Raw genomic sequence first — 10,185 nt, 5'->3', positions numbered from 1 at the left:
TCTCGAAAAGTAGCCTCGATAAGCCGCCGCTGTCACGTGGTCCTTCGCTTAGCTAAAGACGGATGACTTCCGGGGTTGTGCGGCTGAATCAACCGGAAGATCGCACTTGCGAACTAAGCAGTTATTAGTTGATGTTTTCGGCCCACTTTGTCCTGATAGTAAACAGTCCAGCGAACCAACCGGCCAGACCCAGAAATACCAGCGCAGAGAGAACTGTAGTAAAGACTGCATCCATTTGGGTGCCAGACAACGCAACTATTGCGAACAAAATCGAGAGAACGCCTGTTATACCAAAGGCACCGGCTACACCAAGCCGCCAACCTGCGAAGTGGTTTTCAGGTAGCCGTCTCCGAACTACATGAACGGCGGCGGCACCAACCGCTCCGAGAGAAATGAGATATATACCGAAGAGGACAGGGAACAAGGATTCTGGCCCCACAGCACCTCCAAACGTGCCGAATCCCATGAGAAGGATATAGCCGGGAATTTGGAGAGGGCCGGACTGAACTCCGTAGCTGAGTCCATACAAACTCGCAAGAATTACTGTAGCGACAACAGTATTCCTGACGAACGGAACCCGATTCGTTTGACCCATATGCATAATTTGTTTAACATACCGATAAGTGTACCCCTGCACTAAGTGGTGTCTGCATAGCCTGTATTGACCGATTGCAGGAAGATGATTTCAGAGGAGAGAGACTGAATCAACTGCTCAATGTACCTGCGAATTGACCGGTAGATTCAACCCTTTGTGTAAGGAATTCTTACGCATACAATGGCGTCCGATAAACCTGAAGTAACCACGGTAACCTCGAAGGGACAGATCACGATCCCGAGTAAACTCAGAGACCAATTCGGACTTGAACAGGGGACGAAGCTCATGGTCGTCCCGACGGAGTATGGTCTCGTGTTGAAGAAAGTCGACCTCCCATCGATCGAGGAGTTTCAACGGCGTGTTGAAAACCGAACGAATGCGGGCGAAACATCTCTCGACGAGGTCACTCGACTCGTCCACGAGGCGCGGAGCAGCGACGAATGAGGGCGGTGCTGGATACGAACGTCCTCATCTCGGGCGTCATCGCAACCGGCGTGCCACACGAACTTCTCGTCAAGGGATTCGAACGTGAGTACCAGATCGTCGTTTCCGTGGAAACGCTCACCGAGTTCCGTGAAACGCTGCTCAAGTACCCAGAGCGCTTTCACATGAGCGAACACGAGGTACAACAGGAAGTCGAACTGGTCCGATACTATTCGGAGTTCGTCGATCCACAGGAAGACATCACGGCGGTTGAGGCGGATCCCGACGACGACAAGTTCCTTGAAGCGGCCGTCGCCGGTGGCGTCGATTACCTTGTCTCGGGCGACGGACACCTGCTCGATATCGACTCGTTCCGTGGGATCGATATCGTCGAACCGAGGACGTTCTATGATCGACTCGACGCGTCGTGAATATCCAGTACAAGCGATCTGTTCTCAGTCTGTACTGAGCGTTCAGTGAGTCCTCTGTACTGATCACAACTGGAGCAACACGTCTGCACTTGATCTAACGTAGTTACGGTCAGTGGGACTGTTGGGATACAATCAATGCGACCAGAACTTACTACTGTGTCTCAAACCATCAGGAATCCATGCCCTCTCGACGGTGGTCGCTTCCCGTTCAGATGACCGTTACAATCGTTGGAATGGCGGCTGTCACGGTCGGGTTTCTCTGTGGGGTCTGGGCCGTTCTCTACGGTGTTCTTTCATTTCTTGATGTCTCTGCAGCGTCATCGTTTGCAGGAGGACTCACTGCGTTGACCGTGGTGACGATCGGCTATCTCGAATACAAACAGATCGATACGATCGAACGGCTCGCTGATGCCAACCGCGTTGACGAGGAGGCCGAGCCTGAGCTGTACGAGTTGGTGACCCGGGTCGCAGCGCAACTCGACGTCCCCGTTCCGACGATTGCCCTTTCGGACCGACAGACTCCTGAAGCACTCGCCGTCGGATTCCGTCCGGACAACGTCCATCTCGTTCTCTCCCGCGGGACGCTCGACACAATCGACGGACGTGCCGAACTTGAAGCGGTCGTCGCTCACGAACTTGCGCACGTGAAAAACCGGGATGCGATGGTGATGACGGCCGTGTCACTCCCCGTGATCCTCGCTCGTGGACTCGGGACGCGACTTGCGGACATCGAAAATCCGGGGGGAGCTGCGATCCTCATCGTTCCACTTGGGTTCGTCTCGACGCTCATCTGGGGAACGGGGAAAGCGATGACTGCCCGGCTCTCGAGGGCACGAGAACAGGCCGCAGATCGAGCTGCCGTTGCGGTCACTGGTTCACCGTCGGTGCTTGCGACTGCGCTCACGAAGCTCGACCGGAGCATTTCAGGCACGCCGAATCGGGACTTACGCGAGGTGTCGGGGGTTTCGTCGCTCTCGATCCTTCCGCTCGAGCCTGCAGAGTTGGAGAAAGTAATGCTTGGTCCGGACGGGAACAGAGAGCCGTCGTACTGGTGGCTTCGGCAACGCCTGTACCGGTTCGAACGCTGGTTGTTCCGGACGCATCCGCCGACAGATGAGCGGATTGACCAACTCGCAGCATACGAGCGACAACAGGACAGACGTTCATCCGCTCAGCAACAGCCGTAACCGTCTGATACTGTTTTCGTCAACAGCCTCGGTATCGTCAATTACCACAGCAGGTACAGAAAGTCAGCGTCAGCGAGGAAGTACTAACACCTGGTGGGCAAGAGGTCACGACGACAGATGCGTGTACGTTCCGGCTTGAGGCGTTCCGGAATGCCGGGTCGCGTGATCCGATTGCGTATGCTGAGCGGCCGGGGTTCTCATAACTCACGATTTGATTCAATATAAAACGAATAGTCTCAACCTATATTAAGATACAGTCCGAATGGTGTGGTATGACCGGAGAAGAATCAAACTCGAAGGGCCTGATGGAACGCCAAACCACGGGTGAAGATCGTGTGCGGATGACCGCCAGGCAGCTGTCGGAGCCGCGGACGGTCAACTGGATCGCTTCCGAAGCGGACTGGTCACACGAGCCAACCAAACGTGTGCTTGAACGCCTCGTCGACGACGGGATCCTCCATCGTGACGAAAGCGGCACGCACACGACGTACTACCCTGATTATCGCCGCCAAGCGATGCAAGAGGCGATGCGGCTTCGAGACAGCGGGCATACTGTCGAAGAACTCACGGACCGTCTCGCCGAGATGAAGACGCAGATCCGTGACTGGGAAGACGAATTCGGCGTTGAGTCACCGAACCAACTTCGCGGAACGCTCGCTGACGAGTCCCTTAACGCTGACGAGGAAGACCGTCGCCGCGAGCTCGCCCGTGAGTGGGGGCAGCTTCAGCAGCGTCTCCAGATCGTCGGCTTTGCCATCCGCGAATGGGACTTCCTCACTCCGACGACAGAGCGTGCCGAGGCCAACAGCTAACGGATGTCTGTCCCGCATCCAGGTGGTGATCCGAACGCGAACCTCTATGCTCAGCTAAAACGGGACGTCTTCGATCGTGTGCCACAGATTTCGACGGTCGAGTTCATTCCGGACGATATCGAGGCCAAGCAGCTGCGAGCGATTTTCGATCCGGCTCGTCTTGATCCCCCGACAGGCCCTGACTCACCGGAACTCACCATCAAGTGGTATCGACAGGATCCAGACGATTGGTTCCGTATCAACTACACGGACCCTAACACGGGCTTTCACGCCGGCTGGCACCAAGACGAGGACCATCCCGATCTCGGGCAGGCGCATTTTCAGTACTCAACCGACGATACGGAGGACCGTTGGGAGATTACATTCGAGCACGAAACTCCCTCTCTGATCCTCTGGAAAATCGTCGAAGAACTCCTCGAGGATATCCGTCCAACCTACCAATACGCGAACGATGAATCATGACTCTCGGTACACCTCGAAACCGTTCCGATCAATACTCGTGAGATCCTTGGAGCGCTACCTATAGGACAATGAGAAAGAACGTAGAGGCGAGTAGATCAGTTCAACGTGAGCCTCGAACATGTGACCAGAAACTGGCTGTGAATTGGCAGCGTACTCCAAGGCTTTCTCCGGATGCCCTGATTGTCGCCCGGCCTATTTCAACGCCTTTCAACAGGTGATCGACGTCGTCGTGCTGACTCATACCTGTGTGATTACCGTCCAGCCTTTTCAACCCTCAGAGAACACCCACGGCGAGTGCCAGCAGCGTAAGCCCCAGCACAACGAGCAATACGATGATTGCAATCCGGAGGCGTCGTGTCTCACTCTCTCTAGCTTGTACGCGAGCGTCGGTTTCGACATCGCGGTACCCATCCTCGATTCGAGCTTCGAGCGCCCCAAACTCACGGTCAACGCGTGTCTGATACGCCGTGTCGATCCGCGATTCAAGCCCTCCTACTCGACGCTGCGCGGCCCGAGCAGTCATCGCATCCGTCTCAGCAGCATGTTCGAGGACCTGGTACGCGTCATTCAGTTGGGTTTCGATCGCAGTCAGCCGCGACGTGACAAGCGCCTCGTATGCGACCGTGATCCGGTGTTCAAGATCAGCGGTGCGTTGCCGTGTCGCCTTCCGAGCCTGCGCTCGTTGTTGAAGCGTTTGGAGCCCGGCGTCAAGCCGTTGGGTGAGTGCCGCCACGCGGTCGGTGACGACCGAGGTGTAGGCACGATCCACTCGGTGTTCAATATCGGCGACGCGCTGGCGAACTGAAGCGAGGTCCGGAGCGACCGCCACACCAGCGTCGGTTGGCGTCATCGACCGGTGAACCGCTACCGCCTCCGCAAGTGTCTCGTCATCTTCGTGCCCAACCGCAACGACCGTCGGTGACGCACAATCAGCGATCGCTCGAACGACGGGTTCCTTGTTGAAACACTACAGATCTGCGTCAGCGCCCCCGCCACGCGTCACGACAATCACATCGATTGCCGAGTCCTGCTCTAGTCGTCGCACCGCAGTAACACCGCCCTCGCCCCGCGCAAGCGGGGAACTCGGGCGGCCAACGACAGTTTCTTTGGCGAAATCTACACACCGCTCAACGAAGCGGATGATTTGAGGGGACATTACTCACATCGCCCACTTCTTTCCTGTTAAAGACGCGTCAGACACTCTGAGCGACGCATTTCAACACGACCCAATATTCTTGTTTGTGAGCAAAGATACTCGTTCAACAATACTAAACATTGTCTGAAGCAAGAAATCCAAAAACTGTTCGAAAGTGTTGCTGGTTTAACCAGGTTTAGTGTGACAATTGGAAGGTTTCAAACGACAAATACCAAAGAGATCGTTCCCAAGCCAGCTTAAGCCGTGAATCAAAGGTCGACTTAAGTTTGACGTGATTTGTGGTTGGCGGGGACGGCTTAGAGTCAGTTTTGAACTGTCTCTAACGCAATATTGCTAAAAATATTTGCAAACAATAATGTGCTCTATTTCATTTCCTAAAAAATACGTTCAATAGTATTCTAATTTCCATGATAAATAACTTCAAATTGATAGCCGTCTTCAGCGAGAACCGGTCCAAGATAGTCTGCGTCATCGATGAAAATTCTACGTCACCAAACTGGTAGCGCCGCTGTAGCTCGGTCAGAATCCATTGCATCGTTTGTTTTGTTGCGATCGGAAAGAAGCGTATATGGACCCACGGCTGCGTAAAGCCAGAATAGCTGACCATGGAGGCGGATCATATTTTCGTCAACCGCAAACTGATCCGGGGACACTGTCGAGATCGTCATTACGAACCCAGTTGTGGATACCAACGCTACTCCGTTCGATCCTACACTCTTCGGGAAATTTATCTACCTCTCAAAGTAATATAACAGCTAAGTGGTAGTATCTTCCTACTTCAATACACATCGAGGCGATAGATCTCGCTCCACAAACGACAAATCAATCAACGTGATTCCCTTTCTGAGGCGTTCGATTTCGACCATAAAGACACAGAAATCGAACACCTCATCCTCAAATTTAATACGACCGAATCAAATTGTATTTATCATGTTGACGAATCTGAATAGCCAATCAAAATCATACATTGAGGTGTTATAAATAAATACCCGCAAAATTAAATTATAGAATCCAGACATAACGAAATTTGTGATTTTTTTCCGAATCATAACCGCTAAAACTCCCCCTGTCTCTCACCATTACAGTCATACATTTGTAATATTACAATAGTACTAATGTAATTCTAATTCTAATTCTTTCTTCTTCGTGTTGGTTGTTAACATATTCAATAAAATAGATATTAGATGATGGTACTCTGTTCAACCATTTTGAACATCCCTCGGAAGAGTACCAAATTACTACGCCACAGGAAGTCAAGCGGTTCTGAACAGCTAACTTGATATAGGTTGAATCTAAGTTCTGTGTATGGATGGATTCCCGAACCGAACGAACGTTACCTCGGACACGAACAGGATCAAATCGATAGAGCGTGCATTCAATATTGTAGAAACGATCTCCGATCGTGGCTCCGTCGGCGTGACCGAGGTCGCACGAGACCTAAATATACCTAAAAGTTCAGTTCATGTGTACCTGAACACCTTGGCAAACGCAGGATACGTCATCAAGGACGGCAGCGAGTATCGTCTGGGCCATCGATTCCTGCAAATTGGAGGTAGGCTTAGGAGTCAACAGGAATTGTTTCAGGTTGCCGCACCACTTCTTCGGTCGTTAGCCAGGGACACCGGCGAACTTGCCGACCTTATGATAGAGGAGGGCGGTTGGGGGGTATTGCTTTTCAAGGCCGAAACAGCCGATTCTGTTGATGATAACGCCCATATCGGACAACACGTCTATCTCCACTCGACGGCAATGGGTAAGGCGATCCTCTCGACGTTTTCCGACGAGAAAATCAGAAATATTATCGAACGTTGTGGTATTCCTGAACTCACTCCTTCGACTATTTCTGGCCTCGATGAACTCTTCGATGAACTAGAAACGATCAGCAAAACCGGCCTCTCGTTCAACAATGAAGAACGGAGACGTGGCGTCAAGGCAGTCGGGACTCCAATCCTCTCCGATACAAATGAGCTTGTCGGCGCAATCAGTGTAAGCGGTCCGAGTGCTCGGATGACTGACGAACGGATGGAAAACGAACTTGCAGATAAGCTCCTAGAGACAAAGAATATAATCGAACTGAAGATTGATTATCACTAATAGATCATTGCTTGTTGCGGTTAATAGCCTAGCAGACCTGATTTGTTCGTGCTTGTCGAATTAGTGTAGTACAAAGATATAAGTCTCGACCCATTTTCTCATGCACACGAACTATGTCTGATAAATTGTCCGTCGGTGTCGCACGAGCGGACATGACACCTCCAGTTGGAATCGCACATGCTTCGTGGGGAGCACAGACCCACGAAAGAGCCGTCGGCGTCGACCTCCCACTAGAGGTAACGGCACTCGCAATCAGTGACGGTCAGCGGACGACCGTTACGCTCAGTCTCGATATCGTAATTCTGTGGAGTGAGGACGACGTTACCGCGATACGCAAGGAGACCGCAGAACTGGCCGAAATACCCGAAGAACATGTTCGCGTATCGTATACGCATACTCATTCCGGTCCGTGTGTAAACCGAGAAAATTGGTTCGAGGAAGGGGATGAAATGGTTGATGCATATCTTGACAGCCTCGTTAGCAAAGCGACAGGTACCGCTTTGGAGGCGGTTGAGTCAATGGAGCCGGCCCGCGTGGCAGCCGGGACAGGCCATTCGGAGATAGCGGTCAACCGGCGATTTCAGCGGCCTGAGGACGGCCGAATGATTGTGGGACGGAACCCGGATGGGCCAGTCGATTATGAAGTTGGAGTCTTGCGCTTTGATACGGTGGCAGGAGAACCGCTTGCGGCAGTAGCTAACTATGCGTGTCATCCGATCACCGTCGGCCCTGATAATGACCTCATCACGCCGGATTATCCGGGAGTTGTACGACAAACTGTCGAGGAATCGACGGGCGCCACTTGTCTGTTTTTGCAGGGAGCAGCGGGTGATGTTGGTCCAATTCACGGTGTAGCGAAAAACGGTATCGACGAGTACAGACCACTCGGCCGACGGCTCGGATCTGAAGTCGCACGAGTCTGGTGGTCACTCGACCCGCGTGGGCGTGAGGAACGTTATGTTGAGACGCTAGAATCAGGCGCTCCCCTCGCTGTCTACGAGTACGATTACGACGACCGAACCGAACAATCTCACAAAGTCGTGAGCTACGATCTCGAACTACCGCTCAGCGACTTTTCGCCGCTCAACGAGGTTGAGAACGATTACGAGGAGAAGATGGCGGAACTCCACCGACTGCGTGAGAGTGGAGCTAGGGAGTCCAAGATACAGGCACAAGCTATGGAATGTCGCCGGGCCGAACTCCGACGTGGAAGAGTCGATACATTTGGTGGTCAATCAGACGTGATCTTCGAACTACAGGTATTCACACTCGGCGACTCCATCGCTTTTGTCACGATCCCGGGTGAACCGTTTGTCGAGATAGGTATGGAGATAAAAGCGAGGTCACCGTTTGAGCACACCTTCTTTTCGGGGTACTCGAACGAAAAGCACGCATACATACCAACATTTGAAAATTACGAAAACGGCGGTTATGAAGTAGATACCACTCCGTTTACACCAAATACAGCCAGCATCGTGATCGAAGAGACACTTGAGGTTCTCCAGAGACTAAAAGCGTAACCTCCCCCTTCATTGCAAGAAATCCTCTACCTGAGTTATGCACCAATCGGGAGATACCGTGATTCACCGAGAAACAGCTTTGAACGCATCTTCTGCCGCTTCGATGGTCTTCTGCGTGTCTTCATCGGTGTGACTTGCAGTGAGATAGTTTCGCCGAACGTCCTTTGGAACCATCAGCACGCCTCTGTCGACCATTTCCCTACGATATTCCATGTATTGTTCGGTGTCGTGGCGAAGTGTATCCTCGTAATTGTCCATCGGAGGGTTGCCGAAATACGTGAGAAATACCGGCCCGTAGCTCCGTATATGGGCCTCGAGTCCGATGTCTTCTACTAGATCTGAGAGTGCGGCGCTTATCTCCTCGCTCTGGGCCGTCGCTTTCGAGTGAAAATCGAGATCCTCGAGCAAGCGCAATGTTTCACCTGCGGCCGCGAGCGCGGCCGCGTGAGAATTATATGTGCCGCCGAAGGCTACATCCCCGTTTTCTTTGGTGTGGAACCGATCCATGTACTCCTGTTTCCCACAGAGTACCGACATTGGATACCCATTCGCGATGCTCTTTCCCAGCGTCGTGAGATCAGGGATGATACCTTCAATCGACTGGACGCCGCCCATGTCTTGTCTGAATCCGGTAATGATCTCGTCGAAGATTAGCAGACTACCGTTCTTGTCGGTGATCCGCCGGAGAGCTTCGAGATATCCATCTTTCGGCGGCATACAGCCCATATTGTGTGCAATTGGTTCGAGTATCACGCCTGCGATTTCATCATTGTGTTTCTCGAAAGCTCGTTCGACGGCCTCGACGTCGTTGAAGGGGAGAACGATCGTCTCGTCGACTATTTCTGGTAGGACTCCGTTCGTAAATACGTCCTTTGTGCCGAGTTTGTCCGGATCCGTGAGATGGTTCATCGCTACCGGATCGTACCAGCCGTGGTAGTGACCTTGAAACTTGATAATTTTTCGGCGGCCGGTAACTGCTCGAGAAAGTGTGATCGCTCGAGCGACGACTTCTGATCCGGTGACGCCGAAAAGAACTCTCTCCGCCGAAGGAACGTGATTACTGATAGTTTCGGCGACTTCAACTTCAAGTTCTGTCGTCCCCATTCCATACAGATCCTGTTCTGAGAGTACGTCGCTGACCCTTTCGTTTAGCTGCTCGTGGCAGTGGCCGAGGATGATGGCTCCCCATGCTTGGAGATAATCGACGTACTCGTCACCCTCCACGCTGTATACTTTCGATCCTTGTCCGCTGTTGAAGCTCAACGGCTGGTCGAATTTTCTCGCATAGCTGCTCACTCCGCCTGGAATTGTTTCCTTTGAACGCTCCATTAACTGCTCGGAAGAAGCTAACTTGGATTCTTTCATCAGAATCTGCTTCAGTGCTTTCTCACTTAGTTCTATTGGTCAGCTATTTCATAGGTTTCTGACAACGACACCACGAAGTCGAGATACCCAATCGTAATCCTCAAATTTAGATTACTGTCGGAGGGAAAAGATTCATTTTC

General features: G+C 52.3%; 10 protein-coding genes and 1 pseudogene. 8 read left to right on the top strand and 3 right to left on the bottom strand.

Annotation, left to right across the window (positions count from 1 at the left end):
• Positions 1-124: 124 nt before the first annotated feature.
• Entirely contained in the window at positions 125-595 is a 471-nt protein-coding gene (locus tag ACFQEY_RS13470) for a hypothetical protein (protein WP_379769430.1), read from the bottom strand.
• A 180-nt stretch (positions 596-775) separates the two neighbouring features.
• On the opposite strand from ACFQEY_RS13470, the gene ACFQEY_RS13465 reads away from it, so the two are divergent.
• The 6 genes and pseudogenes from ACFQEY_RS13465 (at position 776) to ACFQEY_RS13440 (ending at position 3,910) form a co-directional block, all read left to right on the top strand.
• On the top strand, positions 776-1,039 hold the full coding sequence (locus ACFQEY_RS13465; protein WP_379769428.1) for an AbrB/MazE/SpoVT family DNA-binding domain-containing protein: 264 nt from the start codon (positions 776-778) through the stop codon (positions 1,037-1,039).
• A complete protein-coding gene (locus ACFQEY_RS13460) occupies positions 1,036-1,449 on the top strand; it encodes a putative toxin-antitoxin system toxin component, PIN family (protein ID WP_379769425.1) in 414 nt (137 codons plus the stop codon). The genes ACFQEY_RS13465 and ACFQEY_RS13460 overlap by 4 nt, the downstream gene beginning before the upstream one ends.
• Positions 1,450-1,661: 212 nt before the next feature.
• Positions 1,662-2,636 (top strand): M48 family metalloprotease, encoded by a 975-nt coding sequence (locus tag ACFQEY_RS13455; protein ID WP_379769423.1) that lies wholly within the window; start codon positions 1,662-1,664, stop codon positions 2,634-2,636.
• Between the two features lie 110 nt (positions 2,637-2,746).
• Positions 2,747-2,839 (top strand): annotated as a pseudogene (locus ACFQEY_RS13450) (7-cyano-7-deazaguanine synthase QueC); the annotation flags it as partial.
• A 69-nt stretch (positions 2,840-2,908) separates the two neighbouring features.
• Positions 2,909-3,448, top strand: a complete 540-nt coding sequence (locus tag ACFQEY_RS13445; protein ID WP_379769421.1) for a DUF7342 family protein — start codon at positions 2,909-2,911, stop codon at positions 3,446-3,448.
• Positions 3,449-3,451: 3 nt separating this feature from the next.
• A complete protein-coding gene (locus ACFQEY_RS13440) occupies positions 3,452-3,910 on the top strand; it encodes a hypothetical protein (RefSeq protein ID WP_379769418.1) in 459 nt (152 codons plus the stop codon).
• Between the two features lie 274 nt (positions 3,911-4,184).
• Here ACFQEY_RS13440 and ACFQEY_RS13435 read toward each other — a convergent pair whose 3' ends face one another.
• Positions 4,185-4,847, bottom strand: coding sequence for an exodeoxyribonuclease VII large subunit (locus ACFQEY_RS13435; protein WP_379769432.1), 663 nt, complete (start codon positions 4,845-4,847; stop codon positions 4,185-4,187).
• Positions 4,848-6,371: 1,524 nt separating this feature from the next.
• On the opposite strand from ACFQEY_RS13435, the gene ACFQEY_RS13430 reads away from it, so the two are divergent.
• Both ACFQEY_RS13430 and ACFQEY_RS13425 read left to right on the top strand, forming a co-directional pair.
• Positions 6,372-7,160 (top strand): IclR family transcriptional regulator, encoded by a 789-nt coding sequence (locus tag ACFQEY_RS13430; RefSeq protein ID WP_379769416.1) that lies wholly within the window; start codon positions 6,372-6,374, stop codon positions 7,158-7,160.
• A gap of 113 nt (positions 7,161-7,273) precedes the next feature.
• Positions 7,274-8,680, top strand: a complete 1,407-nt coding sequence (locus tag ACFQEY_RS13425; RefSeq protein ID WP_379769415.1) for a neutral/alkaline non-lysosomal ceramidase N-terminal domain-containing protein — start codon at positions 7,274-7,276, stop codon at positions 8,678-8,680.
• 63 nt (positions 8,681-8,743) lie between these two features.
• Here ACFQEY_RS13425 and ACFQEY_RS13420 read toward each other — a convergent pair whose 3' ends face one another.
• Positions 8,744-10,045 carry an aspartate aminotransferase family protein gene (locus ACFQEY_RS13420; RefSeq protein ID WP_379769413.1) on the bottom strand — a complete coding sequence of 434 codons (1,302 nt, stop codon included), beginning with the start codon at positions 10,043-10,045 and terminating at the stop codon, positions 8,744-8,746.
• Positions 10,046-10,185 lie beyond the last annotated feature (140 nt).

The organism is Halorubrum trueperi (assembly GCF_042662525.1).
GTDB classification, from domain to species: domain Archaea; phylum Halobacteriota; class Halobacteria; order Halobacteriales; family Haloferacaceae; genus Halorubrum; species Halorubrum trueperi.
Note: the sequence above shows the minus strand (reverse complement) of the source record. Positions and strands in the feature narration are given on the sequence as shown.

Excerpts from the sequence above, each read along its gene's own strand:
- ACFQEY_RS13470 (WP_379769430.1), bottom strand. The coding sequence starts at position 595 with ATGGGTCAAACGAATCGGGTTCCGTTCGTCAGGAATACTGTTGTCGCT.
- ACFQEY_RS13430 (WP_379769416.1), top strand. The coding sequence starts at position 6,372 with ATGGATGGATTCCCGAACCGAACGAACGTTACCTCGGACACGAACAGG.
- ACFQEY_RS13455 (WP_379769423.1), top strand. The coding sequence starts at position 1,662 with ATGACCGTTACAATCGTTGGAATGGCGGCTGTCACGGTCGGGTTTCTC.
- ACFQEY_RS13425 (WP_379769415.1), top strand. The coding sequence starts at position 7,274 with ATGTCTGATAAATTGTCCGTCGGTGTCGCACGAGCGGACATGACACCT.
- ACFQEY_RS13460 (WP_379769425.1), top strand. The coding sequence starts at position 1,036 with ATGAGGGCGGTGCTGGATACGAACGTCCTCATCTCGGGCGTCATCGCA.
- ACFQEY_RS13445 (WP_379769421.1), top strand. The coding sequence starts at position 2,909 with ATGACCGGAGAAGAATCAAACTCGAAGGGCCTGATGGAACGCCAAACC.
- ACFQEY_RS13440 (WP_379769418.1), top strand. The coding sequence starts at position 3,452 with ATGTCTGTCCCGCATCCAGGTGGTGATCCGAACGCGAACCTCTATGCT.
- ACFQEY_RS13465 (WP_379769428.1), top strand. The coding sequence starts at position 776 with ATGGCGTCCGATAAACCTGAAGTAACCACGGTAACCTCGAAGGGACAG.
- ACFQEY_RS13420 (WP_379769413.1), bottom strand. The coding sequence starts at position 10,045 with ATGAAAGAATCCAAGTTAGCTTCTTCCGAGCAGTTAATGGAGCGTTCA.